The 19330-nt window shown below is 66.5% G+C and carries 19 protein-coding genes; 5 read left to right on the top strand and 14 right to left on the bottom strand.

The features are described 5' to 3' along the window. Positions 1 to 39 precede the first annotated feature (39 nt). The 8 genes from MUH00_RS05530 to MUH00_RS05495 form a co-directional block, all read right to left on the bottom strand. Positions 40 to 759, bottom strand: coding sequence for a DUF5828 family protein (locus MUH00_RS05530; protein WP_247002847.1), 720 nt, complete (start codon positions 757 to 759; stop codon positions 40 to 42). An 88-nt stretch (positions 760 to 847) separates the two neighbouring features. Further along, complete coding sequence (locus MUH00_RS05525) at positions 848 to 2593, bottom strand: twin-arginine translocase subunit TatC (RefSeq protein WP_247002845.1); 1746 nt, start codon at positions 2591 to 2593, stop codon at positions 848 to 850. Between the two features lie 80 nt (positions 2594 to 2673). Next, entirely contained in the window at positions 2674 to 3258 is a 585-nt protein-coding gene (locus MUH00_RS05520; RefSeq protein WP_247002843.1) for a GTP-dependent dephospho-CoA kinase family protein, read from the bottom strand. A 2-nt stretch (positions 3259 to 3260) separates the two neighbouring features. Continuing rightward, on the bottom strand, positions 3261 to 3458 hold the full coding sequence (gene spt4 / locus MUH00_RS05515; RefSeq protein ID WP_247002841.1) for a transcription elongation factor subunit Spt4: 198 nt from the start codon (positions 3456 to 3458) through the stop codon (positions 3261 to 3263). A gap of 2 nt (positions 3459 to 3460) precedes the next feature. Then, positions 3461 to 4030, bottom strand: coding sequence for a DNA-directed RNA polymerase (locus tag MUH00_RS05510; RefSeq protein ID WP_247002839.1), 570 nt, complete (start codon positions 4028 to 4030; stop codon positions 3461 to 3463). After that, on the bottom strand, positions 4031 to 4417 hold the full coding sequence (locus MUH00_RS05505; RefSeq protein WP_247002837.1) for a type II toxin-antitoxin system VapC family toxin: 387 nt from the start codon (positions 4415 to 4417) through the stop codon (positions 4031 to 4033). 22 nt (positions 4418 to 4439) lie between these two features. Continuing rightward, positions 4440 to 5669 carry a translation initiation factor IF-2 subunit gamma gene (locus tag MUH00_RS05500; protein ID WP_247002835.1) on the bottom strand — a complete coding sequence of 410 codons (1230 nt, stop codon included), beginning with the start codon at positions 5667 to 5669 and terminating at the stop codon, positions 4440 to 4442. A 234-nt stretch (positions 5670 to 5903) separates the two neighbouring features. Continuing rightward, complete coding sequence (locus MUH00_RS05495; RefSeq protein ID WP_247002834.1) at positions 5904 to 6902, bottom strand: metallophosphoesterase family protein; 999 nt, start codon at positions 6900 to 6902, stop codon at positions 5904 to 5906. Positions 6903 to 7369: 467 nt separating this feature from the next. Here MUH00_RS05495 and MUH00_RS05490 point away from each other — a divergent pair, with 467 nt between their 5' ends. The 4 genes from MUH00_RS05490 (at position 7370) to MUH00_RS05475 (ending at position 11064) form a co-directional block, all read left to right on the top strand. After that, on the top strand, positions 7370 to 7525 hold the full coding sequence (locus MUH00_RS05490; RefSeq protein WP_247002832.1) for a hypothetical protein: 156 nt from the start codon (positions 7370 to 7372) through the stop codon (positions 7523 to 7525). 181 nt (positions 7526 to 7706) lie between these two features. Further along, complete coding sequence (locus MUH00_RS05485) at positions 7707 to 8126, top strand: arsenate-mycothiol transferase ArsC (protein WP_247002830.1); 420 nt, start codon at positions 7707 to 7709, stop codon at positions 8124 to 8126. A 160-nt stretch (positions 8127 to 8286) separates the two neighbouring features. Further along, complete coding sequence (locus tag MUH00_RS05480; protein ID WP_247002828.1) at positions 8287 to 8739, top strand: hypothetical protein; 453 nt, start codon at positions 8287 to 8289, stop codon at positions 8737 to 8739. A 198-nt stretch (positions 8740 to 8937) separates the two neighbouring features. Then, the gene (locus MUH00_RS05475) at positions 8938 to 11064 is read left to right on the top strand and encodes an alkaline phosphatase PhoX (protein WP_321576091.1); all 2127 of its coding nucleotides are present in this window, start codon (positions 8938 to 8940) and stop codon (positions 11062 to 11064) included. A 124-nt stretch (positions 11065 to 11188) separates the two neighbouring features. Here the strand turns inward: MUH00_RS05475 and MUH00_RS05470 are convergent, their stop codons facing one another. From MUH00_RS05470 to MUH00_RS05445, 6 genes are all read right to left on the bottom strand, one after another. Further along, complete coding sequence (locus tag MUH00_RS05470) at positions 11189 to 12193, bottom strand: PhoU domain-containing protein (RefSeq protein WP_247002826.1); 1005 nt, start codon at positions 12191 to 12193, stop codon at positions 11189 to 11191. Further along, positions 12193 to 12852 carry a phosphate signaling complex protein PhoU gene (gene phoU / locus MUH00_RS05465; protein WP_247002824.1) on the bottom strand — a complete coding sequence of 220 codons (660 nt, stop codon included), beginning with the start codon at positions 12850 to 12852 and terminating at the stop codon, positions 12193 to 12195. Before phoU ends, MUH00_RS05470 begins: the two co-directional genes overlap by 1 nt. Positions 12853 to 12854: 2 nt before the next feature. Continuing rightward, on the bottom strand, positions 12855 to 13775 hold the full coding sequence (gene pstB / locus MUH00_RS05460) for a phosphate ABC transporter ATP-binding protein PstB (RefSeq protein ID WP_247002822.1): 921 nt from the start codon (positions 13773 to 13775) through the stop codon (positions 12855 to 12857). 3 nt (positions 13776 to 13778) lie between these two features. Beyond that, positions 13779 to 15494, bottom strand: coding sequence for a phosphate ABC transporter permease PstA (pstA, locus tag MUH00_RS05455; RefSeq protein WP_247002821.1), 1716 nt, complete (start codon positions 15492 to 15494; stop codon positions 13779 to 13781). Between the two features lie 58 nt (positions 15495 to 15552). Beyond that, positions 15553 to 16491: a phosphate ABC transporter permease subunit PstC gene (pstC, locus tag MUH00_RS05450; protein WP_247002819.1), complete on the bottom strand. Its 939-nt coding sequence runs from the start codon at positions 16489 to 16491 to the stop codon at positions 15553 to 15555. Positions 16492 to 16578: 87 nt separating this feature from the next. Continuing rightward, positions 16579 to 17565, bottom strand: a complete 987-nt coding sequence (locus MUH00_RS05445; protein WP_247002817.1) for a PstS family phosphate ABC transporter substrate-binding protein — start codon at positions 17563 to 17565, stop codon at positions 16579 to 16581. A gap of 640 nt (positions 17566 to 18205) precedes the next feature. Between MUH00_RS05445 and MUH00_RS05440 the strand changes: the two genes are divergently transcribed. Further along, a complete protein-coding gene (locus tag MUH00_RS05440; RefSeq protein WP_247002815.1) occupies positions 18206 to 19201 on the top strand; it encodes a phosphate uptake regulator PhoU in 996 nt (331 codons plus the stop codon). The last annotated feature ends 129 nt before the right edge of the window (positions 19202 to 19330 follow it).

Below are 19330 nucleotides of genomic sequence, written 5' to 3'. Positions count from 1 at the left end.
GCCGGCGGCGTACCGGCCGACTGCGCCGCTACGCCGTTTTTACGTGATCGTCGATCGCGACTGGTCGCCGGGCTCCGGCGGCACCTCTGCCCCCTCGACGGTTTCGTGGATCGTCGTATCCTTCTCGGTATCGACGTGCCAGCGATCGACCTCGTCCTCGTACCTGGCGAGGAGGTCCGACACCTCCGCTTTGAGCTGATCGTCGTTGACGTTCACCTCGAAGCTGAACCGATCGCCGTCCTCGGTGAGCGGTCGCTGAACGTTGGCGCTGACGAGTTCGTTGTCGAAGTAACACGGCGCGAGTTGCGTCATGACGTGGCGGTAGACGCCTTTCTCGACGGTTCGTAACGCCTTCCGACCGACGGAGTCGGCCGCTCGGGTCGCGCGATCGATCGCTTCGGTGCCGCTCTCGACCGCCTCGTCGACGTCGCGCTCCTCGAGCGCGGTGACCGACTCCGACAGCTTTTCGCCGGCGGTCTGCAAGTCCTCCTCCGGCTCCGCCCCCTCCCGTTCGCCCTCGCCTTCGCCGACGCTCGCCTGTTCGGCGGTCTTCTCCGTGACGTCTCGTTCGAAGGATTCGTGGGCTTTCGGCCGCCACTCGTCCCACTCGTCCAGATCGGCCGCGAATCGGCTGCGATCGTCGTCGCCGTCGTCGCTCTGTACACCGAGTTCTCGAAGCGCCTGGGTGATGCGTTCGCCGTGCTCGACGATCGCTCCCCAGTCTCCCTCCACCTTGAATCCGGAAATGCTCTCTTCCACCGTATGAGAACGTACGCGTTCCGGAGTATAACCACTCGAACCCGGCGATATCCGGGTCGTGCGCGATCGGCTCGCGGTCCGGTGCCGCTCAGGCGGCGGGAGCCGGGTCGAATCGGCCGCCGAGGCTGATCACCCAGAGGACCGCCAGGCCGAGCCCGTAGGCGGCCATGACGGCGATCGCGATCGCGAGCATCACGGCGATCCCCTGCGGGAGAAGTGCGCCGAGACAGCAGAGCGCGATCGTCACCTCGCGCCAGCGCCTGCGCATGGTCCGGTAGGAAACCGTCCCGGTGACGTGGAACAGCACCATCGTGATCACGACGTCCGCGAGGAGGCCGATCCCGACCGACGCCAGGAAGACGAGCCAGAAGAAACTCGGCGCGCGGTAGCTGATGACCGCGCCCGCCTGGACCGCGTCGGTCACCAGGTACGCCATCATCGCGGGGGCGACGAACAGGTAGCCGCCGACGCTGCCGGCCAGGAGGCCGATCCCGAGGGCGATCGCCCACCACTTGAACACGACCCGCGATCCCGCGGCGAGGCCGCGTTCGAGGACCGCCGGCCAGGCGTAGTAGCAGACGAGCGGCACCACGGCGATCGCGGCCAGAATGGCGGCGACCTTCATCTCGAACGCCAGGATCTCCACCGGGTGAATGAGGACGACGTTCACGTCGGTCGGCCTGATCGAGGCAGGAAGTCGGCCGGTGAAATCGCGCATGAGCCACCCCATGCCGCCCTGGTAGAGGAGCGTGAACGTCCCGAAGAACACGAGCGTGAAGACGCCTCCGATGATCAGCAACTTCTCGCGCAGTCGGGAGACCACGTACTGCAGATCGTAGTAGTAGCCGCCGATCTCCTCGTTCGTCTGCGCCGTGGCCAGCGCCTCCGAGACGGTTACCGACGTGCGCTCGATCGTCTCGGCGAGCCGACTCGACCGGCGGTCGTCGGCCATCGCAGCCGTTCCGTCTCCGTTTCGACCCTCGGGACCGCTTTCGGTGGCGTCGGTCGCCGGAGACGCTCTCTCCGGCAGTCGACCGGACTCGCGAGCCGTCACGACGAGTCTCGCACAGCCGAGTCCAACGCCGTAGAGGACGACCAGCGGCACGGCCACGAGCAGCATCGAGAACGGATCGGGCGAGCCGTTGACGATCGACGACAGAACGACGACGCCGAAGACGGCCACCTTCCAGCGTTTTCGGAACGTCTCGTAGGAGACGAGTTCGGCGTAGACCAGGCTCGTCATGACGAGCGGTAACTCGGCGGCGACGCCCATGACGAGCACGAGCGTCAGGACGAACTGCGTCCAGTGGACGATCGAGTACGTCGGCGTGAAGCCACTTTGGATCGCGTTCGCCGCGAGGAAGTCGAAGAGAAACGGGAAGATGACGCCGTAGGCGTAGAGCACGCCGCCCGCGAAGAGCGCGATGGCGAGCGCGCACGTCCCGAGCACGACGTGCCAGCGTCGCCGGAGCCAGGCCCGCGTTCCCCGCTCGCCGATCGACGTCCGCACGAGGACGATCAGGATCGGGACCGTGAGGACGATCCCGCCGATCGTGGCCAGTTTCGCCTGGAGCAGAATCACGTCGAACGGCGTCAAGGCGACGATCTCCGCCCCGCGAGCCAGCAGATCCGCCTCGAGCCGGGGCCACATCACCAACCGGACGAAGTAGAAGACACCGAGGAAGTTCAGCAGGAACACGGCGAACAGCCGCTGCAGCCGGACTCGTCCCACCGCGACGAGGTGACCGATCGGGCTCCCGCTCGTCGGCGGTTTGCGCCGGTCCGGTCCGCGATCGCTCCTTCGGTCCCGGACCGCCGACGCTTTCGGTATCACGTCGCTTCGCTACGCGCCGTCCGGGCATTAACTTCTCGAATAGGTGACAAATTCCGCGACGATCAGCGGATCCGGCGGGATCAGTCCCGCGAGGCGTCGAGCAACTCCCAGAGCCGATCGGCGTTCCCCTCGAACCGATCGAGTAGGGCGCGCATTTCCGCGCGGTGGTCGTCCGTAACCCGCACGTGGACCATTCCCTCGTTCGGTTGGCCGTAGACCACGCTCGCTCCCTCGGGCGCGGCGGCGATCGCGGGGAGCGCGACGAGATCCTCTTCGCCCTCGACGAGGACCGTCGTGGGTTCGTCCCGTTCCAGTGCGTCCCGCAGCGCTCTGATCACGTCGGCGGAAATCTCGGCGGGCGGATTCACCGTCTCGACGGTCGTCTCCTCGGTGACGGTTCGGCGGATCTCGTCGTCGACGGCCGATCGCTTTGTTCGTTCGTCGACGAACGCGACGTCCGGCTTCCGTCCCGCCCGCAGGAAGTGGTAGGTGACGACGTCGCCCACCGTGATGAGCGGTCCGTCGATCTCGTTGAGAAGGACGTCGGCGTCGGTCTCGATCGGGCCCAGCGGCTCCTTGAGTTCGTGGCGGAGGTCGTCGGGGAGGACCAGCAGCGGCTCGTATGCCGGCTCCGCGGCGTCGGCGCGATCGTCCTCGTCGGACACGGCTACCGGACTTTGAGGGCGTACGCGCCCGGCTCGGTCACCTGCATCTCGGTCGCGATTTCGCTTTCCTCCGGGTGGGCGATGACGACGTAGCCGGCCCAGTCCTCCGTCAGCGACGAGGAGCCACAGCTCTCACAGGAGTCGGCGTCGGGGTCGTTGACCCGGTGACATTCGCGACAGACGAGGCGATCGGCTGCCATCGTTATTCACCCGCCGCCGCTTCCTGTTTCTCGTGGTCCTCCTCGAGCCAGCCGTGCTTGCCGAGGCCGGGCTGTTTCGCGGTGAGCCCGATCTTCGAGTCGCGCGGGTTGCGCTCGTCGATGCTCTTGGTGACGATCCGCGCGCGGACGGCGTCCTCGACGCCGAGCGTGCGGTTGGATTCGTTCGAGGAGAGCTGCTGGTTCTCGCCGTCGAACGCGAGGTACTCGTCGCTGATCTGCGAGACGTGAAGCAGTCCGTCGACGGGACCGATCCCGACGAAGGCGCCGAACTCGACGACCTCGACGACCGTTCCGTCGACGACCTCCTGCATCTGCGGATCGAACGTCATCGCGTCGAACTCGGCCTCGTAGTAGACGCCCGGTCGGTTCGGCAGGACCGTCCCTTGGCCGATGTCGTGGACCTCGGTGACGGAGACGACGCTGCCGACCTCCTCGTCCATGCGTCCTTCCAGTTTGTCCTGCAGCAGTCGCTTCACGAGATCCGGCGAGACGTCGCCGAGCTCCTCCGGCGGTACTTCTACCGTGTCCTTCAGTCTGACCCGTTTGTACATCTATGGTTGAGTGATCGCTAATTTGTTTCTCCCGCGTAATGCAATTACCGGTCTCCCCGTCTCGAGGACCCGGTCGCGCAGCGGACGATCGTTTGTGACGACGTATTCGACGGCGCCCTCGCGGGCGAGTTCGACCAGCGCGTCGTCGGCGTACGACGCCTCCGTGTCGACGACGAGACAGCGCTCGATCGCCAGGTCGTGGCCGACGTTCGCGGCCGTTCCCTCGGTGCCGCCCTTGTCGGCGAGCCGTCGCAGTTCTTCGACGACCGACTGGGGCGCGACGGGCTCGAACGAGTCCAACAGTCGTTCGAGTTCGTCGAACAGCCGAACGTCGAGTTCGACCGGCATCATGAGGGCGCTGGTATCGAGCGCGACACGCGTAGCCATTCGTTGGTCGTCGTCCTAACCGCTACCCCTGCAACGTTCCAAGGCCGATCAATCGCCAGCGCGCGCCGATCCGGCGGTTGATCGCGATCTTCGTCCCGGGTTCGGCACAGACCGGCCGTTTGAGCGTGACCTCGCACTCGTTCTCGCGAGCGCTGGTGACGGCGCCGACGGTCGTCGACGTCCCGACGGTCATCATCAACGGCTCGCCGGTGTTGATCTCGTCGACCTCGCCGCCGTCGGTGCCGACGACGCGATCGAGCAGGTCCACGTCCATGGTGAAGCTGTCCCACGTCCGGGGGAGCGATCCCGGCGGGCCGGCCAGTCGACCGGCCAGCGCGTCGCCCTTCGTCAGCGACGGGTCGAGACCGGTGCCGACGCCGAGCAGGCCGCCCGGCGTGACCGAGTCGACGCCCTCGCCGCCTGCCTGGAGCGATCGGACCGTCGTCTCGATCGGGACGTACTCGGTCTGGCCGCCCTCCTCGACCTCGCGGCCGGGACGGATCTCGATCTCGTCGCCGACTTCGAGTTCCCCCTGAACGAGGCTACCGCCGAGGACGCCGCCGGTGAGGTTCGCGGCGGTCGTCCCGGGTTTGTTGATGTCGAAACTGCGGGCGACGTGCATTCGGGCGTCGTCGTCGGGGTCCCGTTCGGGCGTCGGGATGTGTTCTTCGACCGCCTGGATCAGCAGGTCGATGTTGACCTCCTGGCCCGCGGAGATGGGGACGACCGGCGCATCCTCGGCGACGGTTCCCTCGACGAACTCCTGGATCTCCTCGTAGTTCTGTCGCGCCTGGTCGGCGTCGACGAGGTCGACCTTGTTCTGTGCGATGACGATGTTGTCGATCCCGATGATGTCGAGCGCCATCAGGTGCTCTTCGGTCTGGGGCTGCGGGACGGGTTCGCTGGCGCTGATCACCAGCACGGCGCCGTCCATCAGCGACGCGCCCGAGAGCATCGTCGCCATCAGGGTCTCGTGACCAGGGGCGTCGACGAACGACACGGTCCGAAGCGGCTCGCTCGTCGAGCCGTCCGGACACTCCTCCTCGACGGTGTAACACTGGGGCTCGTCCACGCCGTCGCAGTAGCGGAACGTCGCGTCCGCATAGCCCAGTCGGATGGAGATGCCGCGTTTCATCTCCTCTGAGTGCTGGTCCGTCCACGACCCGCTGAGCGCTTGCACCAGCGTCGTCTTGCCGTGGTCAACGTGACCGACGAGCCCGATGTTCACCTCCGGTTGTCCATTTCCTACCATAAGACGGTGAGTAATCTTAGAGATAGCTTCCCGCGTGCGCTTGATAAACTTACTGTTCTGGGAGCGATGCGGTCGGGTATTTCCGCCGTTTCCAGTGACCGTCGTCTGCGGCTGAGCGTTCGTCGATTCGTACGGATCGGTACCGCGACGGATCGCCGGAGGCTCGGCGCCGAGCGTGCTGAGAGACGTTCGTGCGCACAGCCGGCGCCGACGGACCGTCGGAATCCCACGGCGTCACTCGCGAGCGACCGACTCCGTCAGAATATCGTCCGCGACGCCGGTCGGCTCGTACAGCAACGGACAGTCGTCGAGGATGCTCTCGGTGAGCCCGAGCAGGGTTCTGGCGATCGGCGCTCCCGCCGCCGCCTCCCGGTACGCTTCGGCCCGTTCCGCCGCGTCGGCGTGTGAAACCAGCCAGACGCTCGTCCCGTCCGCGTCGATCTCGAGCAGACAGTAGGCCTGCGGGTACGACGCGACCGCCGGCGCGACGAGCTGCGCGAGGCCGCGTCGCTTGACCAGCGCCGGCAGGTGGTGGTGCCCGCCGAGGACGAGCGCCACGTCGTGGGCGTCCAGCACCGATCGGACCCGCTCGCGGCCCCGCATCGTGTAGACCCGCCACGCGCTGGCGCTACGCAGCGGCTCGGAGACGAGCGGGAGCACGTTGTGGTGGCACGCGACGATCGGCACCGCCGCCGATTCGAGCCCGTCGTCGAGCCACGCGAGCTGGTCGTCCGAGACGAATCCGCGGTGGGTGTCGACGTACGGCCCGTCCGGACCGGCGGCGCTGTTCAGGACGAAGAGATCGACCGGCCCGATCTCGTAGCGGGCCGGGAGCGATCCCGTTCCGTACCGAGTCGCGAACGACGACGGCGACGGACACTCGTGTTCGTCCCCTCGTTTCTGGAGGTCGTGGTTCCCCGGCGTCACGACGGACGGCGGATCGAGCTCGGTCAGCAGCGACTCGAACCGATCGTGGTTCCACGGCTCGCCGTCCTTCGTGAGGTCGCCGGGGAACACGACGGCATCGACGTCGCGCCCGTTCAGGTCGTCGACGGCCGTTCGAAGCCGCTCTTCGGTCCGGTGGAAGACGCGGGACGTCCCCTCGGCGCGTGTGGCGACGTGGGGATCGCCGACGACCGCGAGCCGCGTCGGTGACTCGGTCCGCGGTCGTTCGAGTCGTCCGAGGAGGACCCGATCGCCGACCGACGAAAGGTCGCGCTCGGCTCGGCTCATGGCCGGCTCCGACGCGGGCGGTCGCGATCGCAGGGGCGGGCGATCGGGAACGCGGATCCGAACGGTCGTGAGCGGCTTCGACCGGCGATCGACGCGCGGCACCGATCGGCGGAGTCGTCGGGGGATCGTCGACGCATACTGCAGCCCGCAACCACCACGGTAAATTGAATTTATAATTGTGCTACGTGCGAAACGATACCGATCGAGCGGCGGGTATCGATCTCCGTCTCCGAACCGAGCCGTTTCGACCGGTACGGAGCGAATGGGAGATCGACGCTGCGCTCCGTATCCCTCCTAGCAACCGGTTTTTACCGATAGCCCGTACCGACGCTCGGGTCGACGCCGACGGTCCGGTCGCGGGATTCGGCGGTCGCCCGGACGGATCCACCCCCGCCGCCCGGCGATCGCGCGAACGACCGGTCTTGCCGTCGGTCGCCTCGAACCGACCCGATCAGTTCCGAACGCCAATGACCGACACCATCCACCCCTGTCCGCTGTGTGCGTACGCGGCTTCCACTCGAGACGGCGTCTACGCGCACCTCCTGACGAGTCACAGAAAAAGCGAGATCAGTACCGTTCTCCTCGAAACCCGGACGTCCGTCGTCGAACCCAATCCCCCCTGACGCGGACCCGCGGTTCGTCTCCGAGTCCGACGATCCCCGCTCGCCTCGTCGGGGCGTCGATCGTCGGGCCCGGACGCCGCCGATCGAGACGACGAACGGGGACGGCGCGGTTCGGACGAGAACGTAGCCCACAGTAGCCCTCTTAGGAACCGTTATTTCGGCTGTCGAGCGTGTCTCTCGCATGGGCGACGAGACGCTGACGTTCGGATTCGTGTGCGTGCAAAACGCCGGTCGAAGCCAGATGTCCGCGGCGTTCGCGGAGCGGGAACGATCCCGCCGCGGACTCGACGGCGAGGTCGAGATACTCACCGGCGGGACCCGCCCCGCGGACGAGGTCCACCCCGAGGTCGTCGAGGCGATGGCGGAACTCGACGTCGACCTCTCCGATCGCACCCCGCGAGCGGTCTCGACCGAAGCACTGAACGACTGTACCGTCGTCGCGACGATGGGGTGTTCGACCCTCGAACTCGACGCCGGCGTCTCCGTTCGGGACTGGGCGCTCGACGATCCGCACGGGCGGTCGATCGACGACGTTCGCGCGATTCGAGACGACGTCGAGGCCCGCGTGTCCGACCTCTTCGACGAGTACTTCGACGAGTAGCGGCCGATCGCGAAGCGGACGCCCGGACGGGATTTCTTTCGCGGGGCTGCCGAATCCGACGCGGATCGAAGACGGGTACGGTGCCTCCGTCACCGTCTATAGCCCGCTGTACGCCTCATACGTACATACATTCAAGTGCCGCCTCGTTGGACGGCGAGACATGTCACGTTCGACGGATCGATCGCTGGAACAAACGTCGGATACGAGCGGCCGAGCGCCGGATCGAACGTCGGTGTACAGGGAGTACATCAAGGACGTCCGGGTTCTCGAAATCGAGTCCGCCGAGGAGGACTTGCGCTATCGGTTTGAGGCGCCGAATCACCCCGGACTGACGTTCGAGACCCCGGAGAAAGCGACGCTCTACGCCGACGTCTACTTCGACACGAACGGGTTTCGCGAAGCGGGGACCGGGGAGATCGGCATCCCGCCGGCGATCGTGCAGTCGGGAATGGACGTCATCGCCGCGTACATGCTCGCCCAGCCCGAGACGTCCAAAGATTGGGTCGCCTCCTTCTTCGGCTCGACCCACGAGGAGCTCGACACGTACGTCTCCTGGGTCCGGACCCGCGCCGAGGAGGTCCGGCGGGCGGCCCGCGACGAGGGCATCGAGTGACCGCGCCGGGCTCGGACTCGCCGCGACGCCGGCGCGAGTCGTCCGCGACGCGAACGGTCCGTCGGTCGAGGGAGTCTCGCGATAGACGAGGTCGCGATTCGGCGCACAGCGCTTCCGATATATCAATGTAGGGATTACATACAGTTTCGTATGAATAGTATAAAATTTGATATCCGGGGCTAGTGGGTCTCCGCTTGCATGGTGGAATTTACCAGGCGAACGCTGATCGAGACGTCGGTCGCGTCGGCGATCGGTTCCGGCTTCGTCGGAACCGCGAGCGCGCGGGGCGACGAGGAGTGGGAGGACCCGCCGACGGGCGGTGCACCCGTGGTCAAGGGCCGGATCGGTCGGCTGGCCCACACCGCGCTCGGAGCGGAGGTTACCGGACCGTTCGTGTTCGACAACGGCGAGATGCTGTTCAGTCTCCAGCACCCCAGCACCGATAACCCCGAGCCGTTCGGGACCGCGGGCGTCGGCTGGTTGGCCGGCCACCGCTTCGAGTACAACGGGCGAAACGACGAGTTCGAGGAACTGGAACCGCCGCGGACGAACGAGGAACAGCAACGGGTCCGCGTCGCCGGCGCCGAGTACGAACTCCTCGTCCGGAACGGCGACCCGATCGAGGGCGGGTCCTCGATGTGGGGGCACCCGGAGACGCCCGACGGGACGCCGGTCGCCGAGTTCGCCGGCACCCGATACGGCGCCTTCGGCAGCAACCCGGACATGAACTTTCTCGTCCCGACCGACGAGGACGGCCTCGAGGGCTACCTCTTTACGAACGTCGAGACCAGCCCCGGAAGCATCGTCCGGACGCCGATCCGGCGGAGCGAGGACGGCTGGGAGGTCGATCTCGACAACGCGATGAACCTGGAGAACACGGAGGCGTTCCGGAACCTCGGCGGCACTCGGATCAACTGCTACGGCGACCTCGCGCCGTGGGGGAACCCGATCTCCGCCGAGGAGGACTACGTCCACACGCGCGTCTCCGGGCCGGCGACCGTCTCCGACATCGTCGAGGCGGGATCGGGCGTCGGTCTCCGCGGCGCGCGAGCGTTTTTCAACCGGCCGAACCCGTCCGAAATTCAGAACTCGCTCGACGACCTGTTCGGCGAGGAGAGCTGGTCTCTCCAGGGATCGTGGGCGCTCAGCGGCCTGGAGATGCTCGCGTACCACCTCGGCGCCGAGCCGGTCGACCAGGTGGACGGCGAGAACACGCGCGAACCGATCGGCAACGGCTACCCCAACCCGTACCGGACGGGCTACTGCGTCGAGATCACGGAACCGACGGCCGACGAACCGACGCCGGTCAAACACTACACCTGGGGCCGGGCGGCCTGGGAGTGTCCCGAGGTCACGCCCGACGAGCGAACGGTGTACCTCACCTCAGACGGGGCGAACAAGGGCATCTACAAGTTCGTCGCCGAGGAGCCGATCCCCAGCTACGACGATCGGACGGACGTCCGCGGCACGCTGTACGCGATCGAGGTTACCAACAAGCAGGCGGCCATGAACCTGCCGCCGATCGCGGTCAACCTGGAGATCGACTGGATCGAACTCGGCACCGCGACGAACGCCGAGGTCGAATCCTGGATCGCCGACTACGACGACGTCACGCAGGTCGACTACCTCGAGACGCACGCCGAGACCGATTGGACGGACGACCTGGAGGCCGCACTCGAGGAGGCCGACCGCGAGGTCGCGAAACACGGCAACCGCGACTACGTCACCGACGAGGAGGTCGTCGAGTGGGCCGAGCAGTACGAGCAGTACGGTCCGGACGGCGTCGACGAGGACCTCCGGCGGGTCCCCTTCCTGGAGACGCGCGCGGCGGCGAAGGAGGTCGGCGCGACCATCGAGTTCCGCAAGGCCGAAGGGAGCGACACGATCGACGACGCCCAGCCCGGCGACTACCTGTACGTCGGCATCTCCGAGCTGAACGACGGGATGACCGACGACGGGGGCGACCTCCGGATGGAGCGCGTCGACGGCGGCGTCGTCTACCGAGCCGAGCTCGAAGCCGACTACGACATCTCCCGGCTCGAACCGATGGTCGTCGGCGCCGACGCCGCCGATCCCGCCAGCGTCGCCGACGACGCGATCATCAACATCGACAACGTGATGGTGCTCCCGGACGGGCGCGTGCTCCTCTGCGAGGACAACTCCCCGCTCCGGCGGAGCTACTCCAACGACAACCTGTGGGTCTACGAGCCGCCGGGATGGGGACGGTGGCCGAAACCCGGTCGATCGCGGGGCCGATCCGGCCGCAGTCGATCGCGAGGCCGGTCCGACCGCGATCGGTGGTGGGGCCGGGACCACGACCGGTAACCGCCGGCGCCGCGACCGCGGCGATCGTCGGAACGACCCGTCTCCGCCGCCCCCGACGCCGCTTTTTTGCAGTCGATCGACGGCGTCTCGACGCCGCTTCCGCGAGGCACGAGCGCGACCGGGCTCAGTTCTCGATCCACGATTCGCTCGTCGCGTCGGCGACGGCGATCCCGTGCTCGGCGGTTCGCCGGATTCGACGGAGGAGCGCCCCGTACAGGTACGCGTTCGCGTCGGTCCCGTCGGCGAGCTCCCGGTCGAGTCGGGCGATCGCCTCGCGAAGATCGTTCATCGTCTCGCACGCCCGATCGGGGTCGCCGGATACGGACCGGTCGACGACGGTCCGCGCGTCGGTCGCGACCGCCTCGAGCCGATCGGCGAGCGCCCGGCCCGGCGGCCTCGACTGTCTCGTCGCCACCGTCGCGATCCCCGCGGCGTGATCGGCGATCCGTTCGAGCTGTCGCGCGATCCGGTAGTGGCGAAACGCGGACAGCCGATCCGTTCCGAGCCGTTCGATCTCGTGGACGTTCTCCAGCCCGCGGTGGAAGCCGCGGCTGACGAACGCGACCAGTCGATCGACGTCGTCGTCCCGATCGATCACGCGGCGTGCGAGATCGGGATCGTCCGTCAGGACGGCATCGATGGCGTCGTCGTACAGTTCGAGCGCGAGTTGCTGGGTCTGCGCGACCGTCTGGGGCAGCGACACCTCGCTGCTGTCGAGCAGGTTCGCGATCACGAGACGATCGCCGGTATCCTCCTGAATCGCGGTCCCGATGAGTCGGGTGACCGTTCGTTCGAGCCGCCGCCGGAGCCGCGAGTCGGCGTCGTCGAGGCCGGTCACGGTGATCCGGTCGCAGCCGATCGCGTACGCGCTCCTGACGCGTCGCACCGCCGTCTCCGCCGGGACGGTGCCGGCGTCGACGGTCGCGGTTCGCTCTCGCGTCGATACCGTCTCGGTCGCGGCGACCAGTCGATCCTCGTGCGGATAGAGGTACATCGACATGCCGGATTCGAGTCCCTGCTCGATTGCCCAGTCCTTCGGCAGGGAGACGACGAACGTCGAGTTTCCGGCGAGTTGCACCTTCCGCTCGACCGGATCGAGCGCCCCGTTCGACAGCGCGCGTTGGGTCATCAGTAGATCAGTTCGTCGTCGTTCTCGACCATGTACAGCGTCCGAGCGGCGATGTTGACCGCGTGGTCCCCGACCCGTTCGACGTCCCGGAGCGCCAGCAACAGCCGGGAGACATCTTCGAGGAGCTCGTCGTCGTCGGTCTCGGCGTCCATGAGGTCGCGGACCACGATCCGACTCGCCCGTTCGCACTGCGCGTCGATCTCGTCGTCCATCGCGGCGATGTCGTGCGTCGCGGCGCCGTCGTCGTCGGCGTACGCTCGCACGGCCTCCTCGACCATCGTGACCGTTTCGGCGCCGATGTGCGCGACGTCGACGTCCGGGTAGCGGTCCCGTTCGGCCCGCCGGGTGTACTCGGCCAGGTTGACGGCAAGGTCGCCGATCCGCTCCAGATCGGTGATGATCTTGAACGAGGCGGCGATAAAGCGCAGGTCCCCGGCGACCGGTTGCTGGAGCGCGAGCAACTCGATGCAGTCCTGCTCGAGGTCGAGATACTGCCGGTTGATCTCGTGATCTCCGTCGATGACCCGCGCCGCGAGGTCGTCGTCTTTCGTCTCGTACGCCTCGAGCGCGCGTCGGAGCCGGTCGCAGACGACGTCGCTCATCTCGAGTACGTCCCCGCGCAGTCGTTCGAGCTGGCGTTGATATTCGGTTCGTGACATGGTTAGCCGAACTTGCCGGTGATGTAGTCCTCGACGCGATCGTTCTCGGGATTCTCGAAGATTTTCGCGGTGTCGTCGAACTCGACGAGTTCGCCGCCGGTGAGGAAGACGGCGGTCTTATCGGAGATGCGGGCCGCCTGCTGCATGTTGTGCGTGACGATCACGACCGTGTACTCCTCGGAGAGGTCGTCGATGAGGTCCTCGATCTTCGAGGTGGCGATCGGATCGAGCGCCGACGCCGGCTCGTCCATCAGGATGACCTCGGGATCGGGGGCGATCGCGCGGGCGATACAGAGGCGCTGTTGCTGGCCGCCGGAGAGATCGAGCGCCGACTTGTCGAGCTGCTCGGCGACCTCGTCCCACAGCGCGGCGTTTTTCAGCGCGCGTTCGACGGCGGCGTCGAGGTCGATCGCGTCGGCGAGCCCCTGGACCTTCAGCCCGTAGGCGACGTTGTCGTAGATCGACTTCGGAAACGGATTGGGTTTCTGGAAGACCATCCCGATCTTCCGCCGCAGGGCGACGGGGTCGACGTCCCCGTCGTAGACGTTCTTCCCGTCGAACTCGATGACGCCGTCGACCCTGGCGACGTCGATGAGGTCGTTCATCCGGTTGATCGACCGCAGGAACGTCGACTTGCCGCAGCCCGAGGGGCCGATCAGCGCCGTCACCCGGTTCTCCGGAATGGCCATCTCGACGCCTCGGAGGGCCCGCTCGTCGCCGTAGTAGACGTCGAGGTCGCGGGTCTCGATGATGGGCGTCCCGTCGGTGACGGGCCGTCTGCGATCGTCGACCTCGATCGACGTGCTGAGCAGCGACTCGTCCGCGGTCGCCCCGGCGGCGCCGGTCTGCTCGCCGTCGGATTCGTCGCGATCCGGTCGCGATTCGGTGCTGGTGTCGGTTTCGGGTGTGGTGTCGTAGCTCATGGCTCACTCCTGTCGCTGGTACCTATTTCGAAGGGCGATCGCCGTCCCGTTCATCATCAGCATCACGACGAGCAGCGTGACGACCCCCGCCGCGAGGACGCCGTAGCGGAACTCGGGCTTGATCTCCGTCGACCAGGTGAAGATCTGTCGCGGCATCGCGCCGGTCAGGCTGAAAAACGAGTCCGGCGAGAGGCGGACGACGGCCGCGATCGCGATCATCAACAGGGGCGCCGTCTCGCCGATCGCGCGGCCGAGCGCGAGGATCGTCCCGGTGAGGATCCCGGGCGCCGCCCGCGGCAGGACGACGCTGCGGACGGTCTGCCACTTCGTCGCGCCCATGCCGTAGGAGGCCCGGCGCAGCGAATCGGGAACCGCGCGGATCGCCTCCTGGGCGGAGACGATGACGATCGGCAAGATCAGCAACGCGACGGTTAGCCCGCCGACGATGACGATCCCGGACGACAGCCCGACCCCGCGGACGAACACCGCGAGACCGAGGACGCCGTAGACCACCGACGGAACGCCCGCGAGGTTGGCGATGTTGATCTCGATGAGTTCGACGAGTTTACTCCCGCGGCCCTGACTGGGGGCGTACTCCTCGAGGTAGATCGCGGCGCCGACGCCGATCGGGAACGCGACGACGGCGACGACGATCAGGATCATTATCGACCCGACGAGGGCGGGGTAGATCCCCGCGTCCTCCGGGTTCACGCTGGCGTTGTCGGTCAGGAACTGCCAGTCGAGCCAGAGGTCGGGGCCGGCGTAACCGAGCGTCTGGACGACGAGTGCGGCGACGATCGCGCCGCCGCCGACGACGAGCGGGAACGCCAGGCCGGCGACCCCTTCGCCCCGTCGAAGAACGGACTCGAGGTACAGGACGATCGGGGCGACGACGACCGTCGCGACGATCACCCACGTCGTCGCGACGACGCCGACCAGCGGTGCTGCGACGAACCCGACCGCGGCCACGCCGACGATGAGGCCGGCGACGAGCTCCGCGTCCCGAGCGCTCTCTCGAACGGCCCGGACGCGCAGCGCCGCGACGGCGGCGACCGGGAGCGTGAACGCCAGCAACAGCGAGAGCCAGTCCATCGGCAACATCGGCAGCGAGAGGATGAGCCCCCGCAGGCTCGGCAGCACGGTCGGAACCGAAAACGACAGGTGGAACAGTTCCTGTCCGAGGATCGGCGTCGAGATCGTCCGGTCGACGGCGAACCCGGGTACGCCGACGACGGCGAGAATCGGAACGCCGACCCTGACCGCGAACTGCTCCAGGGCCGACGCGGCGCCCCGCTCCCGGGCGTGAAGTGTGATACCGCCGTACGCGACGCCCGTCGCGATAACCAGCGCGAACCACTCGTGCGGGCTGACGACGTGTCTGAAGACGACGAGCGCGCCGCCCGCGAGCAGCGTCGCCACGATCGGCAGGCCGAACGAGATGTAGGCCACCTCTCCCGCCCGCGTGTCGCGGAAGTAGTAGTAGGCGGCCAGCAGGATCGCGGGCAGGACGATCGTCGCGGCGACCGTCAGCAGCCAGCCCGTCGAGGCCGACGCCGGCTGGATAGCGTCGTTGGCCACGTACAGGAGGAACACAAACACCAGCGCGAGCGCGAGCAGCGTCGCGCCGAGACAGGAGTACTTGAACACCGCTCCCCGAAGCTGGCTGATCTGGCCCTCGGAACCGAACCACTGCCGGGTTCGCTCGTCCGCCGTCGCCATCAGTGACGCACCTCCGTCGTCGGGTCCGCCGATTCCGTCGCGGGTCGGCGATCAGCTCTCATTGGTAGTCCTCCTTGTAGCGTGCGGCGATTCGATTGCTGATCAGGTTCATCGCGAACGTGATGGAGAACAGGGTCAACCCGATCGCGAACATCGCATAGTACTCCGGGGTCCCCCCGACCGCGTCGCTCGAGACGGCGTGGACCATCGCGGCGGTCATCGTCTCTCCCGATTCGAAGACGTGAGCGAACGGATTCGACGTGTCGAGCATCCGTGCGCTCATCCCGCCGGCCACCACGACGACCATCGTCTCGCCGATCGCTCGCGAGATCGCGAGGATGTACGACGAAAAGATGCCGGAGGCGGCGGCCGGGATGACGATGTCGGTCGACACCTCGTACTTGGTTGCCCCGAGGCCGTACCCGGCCTGTCGGAGTTCGTCCGGGACGGCGCTCATCGCGTCCTCCGACAGCGACGAGACCATCGGGATGATCAGGATGCCCACCATGATCGAGGCGCTGAGCAGGTTCTGGAAGTTCAGCGGCGCGCCGGCCGCGCGAAGCCAGGGCGTCAGGTAGACGAGCGCCAGGTAGCCGTAGACGACGGTCGGAATCCCCGCGAGAACCTCGAGCGAGGGCTTGAGCACCGATCGCATTCGGTCGCTCGCGTACTCGCTCAGGAAGACCGCCGCGGCCGTCCCGATCGGGATGGCGACCAGTGCCGAGATGATCGTCACGGTGAGCGTCGCGGTCACCAGCGGGAGGACGCCGAACTCCTGGCGGCTCGAGGGTTTCCAGACCGTTCCGGTCAGAAACTCGAAGGCGTCGACCTCCTCGAAGAACTTGACGGCGTCGGCGGTCAGCGTGACGATGATCGCGCCCGTCACGAACACCGTCAGCGCGGCACAGCCGAACAGCGCCCACTTGTACAGTCGTTCTATCGTGGTTTCTCCGCGCCTCGATCTGGTCAGGTCGGGGGTCGTCGATTCGGTACTCATTTCAGGAATGTAACGTGGGTGTGGGTTGTCATTACGAAATAATCGAAAAACAACTCGATAACGGTTCGAACGGTCGATGGGTCCCGATCAGATCTTGTCGAGGTTCTCCTGGACGAGATCGTCGTTGGCCGGCACGTAGCCGACCTCGTCGGCGATCCAGTCCTTCGAGGTGTTCTCGATGTAGAACTCGACGAACGCCTGCACCTCCTCGCGCTCGAGGGCCTCCTCCGAGGGGTAGATGAACAGCGGTCGGGCCATCGGGTAGTCGCCGTTGCTGGCGGCCTGGAGGCTCGGTGCGACGCAGTCGCCGCCCTCTTCCTTCTTGATTTCGAGGGCCTTCACGCTGCTCTCGTTTTCCGCGTAGTAGGCGTAGCCGAAGTAGCCCATCGCGTACGGGTTCTGCTGGAGGGCTTCGATGATGATGTTGTCGTCCTCGGTCCCCTCGTGGTCGGCCGTGTGCGTGCCGTCGCTGACGTTCTCGGTGAACCAGTCGTACGTGCCCGAGGTCGTGTCCGGGCCGTAGAGGTCGAACGGTTCGTCCGGCCAGTCGGAATTGACGTCGGACCACATCTCGGCGCCGTCGCGCTTCCAGATCTGGGTCAGTTCGTCGTAGCTCATGCAGTCGACCCAGTCGTTGTCGTTGCTGACGGCCATCGTGAGCGCGTCGCCGGCGACCTGCATCTCGATCGGCGTGACGCCGTTGTCGCTACACTGACTCTCCTCCTCCTCCTTGATCGGTCGGGAGGCGCCGTTGATGTCCGAGTCGCCGGGGCAGAAGTGGTTCTGGAACCCGCCGCCGCTGCCCGTCGAGTCGACGGTGACGTTCACCTCGGGGTTCTCGTCCATGAACCGCTCGGCCATCTGGTTCGAGATCGGGTAGACGGTGCTCGAACCCGTGATTCGGACTTCACCGGAGAGTTCGCTGCCGCCGCTGCCGTCGCCCTCGCTCTCGTTGTTGTTCGCATCGGTTTCGGAACAGCCCGCGATCGCGACCGTTCCCAGGGCCCCGCTCGTGGCGAGGAATGTCCGTCGTGAAACCGTACCCACCGAACGCCCGAACTGGTTGTCCGTCATCACTCGGGGGATTGGACGGTTTACATAAATACGATGCTAATATCTATATATCTTGACTCGGATCTCTATATTTTCCGCTGTACCGGACCAGTGGGGTACGTACCCGTACGTAGGTCGTCTACTCTCGATCGAGCGTTCCGGCAGCTGCATCGATGATCCGCTCCGACGGGGTGGATCCCGCGCTACTCGCGCCGCTTTCCCCCGATCGATCGTCGCCGTAACTGCCGATAGACGTCGTCGTCGCGTGCTCGACGGCACGAACGCGCGCGCGTACTCTCGGAGAGCCGCCACTCGTTCGATCGCACGAGGGCTTTCGATCGGCACGGATCTGCCGGATCGTTACCGGCCGGAATCGCCGGTCGAGGAATTGCTGCTGGCCGACGCGCGTTCGAGAGTCCGCCGTCCGGGTCGGCCCCGGGTCGTCGGTCCGAGCGCGACTCGACACTCGGGCGATGCCGATAGAACGAGCGACACCTGGTATATATAGATGGACATTGTCATGCTTTCGGTGGCGTATGTGAACGTTTCGTAGACTACCGATAACTACCGTCTGAATCCCCCACACGAACGTATAACGTTGAATCGGAATCACTCTATAGAATCTAGTTAGTTTATGTTCCCGGAGTCTAGACGGTCCCCTATGGAGACGCGCAAGGTACAGGTCACCGGTGGGTCGACCTTTACCGTCTCGCTTCCGAAGACCTGGGCGACGGAGAACGACGTCAGTAACGGGACGACCGTCGAAATCTACTCGCAGGCGGACACGTTGATCGTGACGCCACAGCGGGAGAGCGATCGACAGGAAGGAACGCTCGACGTCTCGAGCCTCGACGGCGAGCAGTTGATCCGGGCCGTGTTGACGATGTACGTCAGCGGCTTCGATCTCATCCGGCTCGAAGCCGATCGGATCTCCACGGACCAGCGCCAGTCGATCCGGACCGCGGTCCAGGGCCTCATCGGCGTCGAAGTCGTCGACGAATCGGCCGACGGCGTCGTCGTCCAGGACCTGCTCGACTCCTCGGAGCTGTCGATCGTCACCGCCGTGACGCGCATGCGCCTGATCGCCGCGTCGATGCTCGAGGACGCGATCACCGCCCTCGTCGAGAACGACGACGATATGGCGCGGGACGTCATCGCCCGCGACGACGACGTCGATCGGCTCTGGCTCGTCGTCTCCCGGATCTTCCGGGCGGCGCTCCGATCGCCGGGTGCGGCCGAAGGACTCGGCGTCTCCCGGGAGGACTGTTTCGACTACCACTCGAGCGCCCGCCAGCTCGAACGGGTCGCGGACCACGCCGTCAAGATCAGTCAGCTCGCGCTCAAACTCGAGGCGATCCCCGACGACGTCGCCGGCGCCCTGCTCGATCTCCACGCGGACGCGTCGGCGCTCCTCGAGAAGTCGATGGACGCGCTGTTCGCCGACGAGAGCGACGAGGCGACCGATCTCGGTCACGACGCCCTCGAGTCCGTCCTCGACATCGACGAACACACCCGCCGTATCGACGACATGCTCCGCGAACTCGATCCCGTCCAGGCCCAGTCGCTGGGGTTGATCCTCGACTCCCTCTCTCGGAGCGCCGACTACGGCGGCAACATCGCCGAAACCGCGCTCCAGAAGGCCGCACCGCGGCCCTGAGTCGCGCAGGCGACTTCCTTTCCCCCGCGCGGAGCGGCCGTTGCCATCGCCGGCCGATCGATTCCCGACTCCGATCGTGACACGCTTATTACAGAAACGACGTTCAGGGAACGGTTTTCACGGTGCATC

The sequence above is a fragment of the Halosolutus gelatinilyticus genome, from assembly GCF_023028105.1.
GTDB lineage: Archaea > Halobacteriota > Halobacteria > Halobacteriales > Natrialbaceae > Halosolutus > Halosolutus gelatinilyticus.
This window is presented reverse-complemented; position numbering and strand designations above follow the sequence as displayed.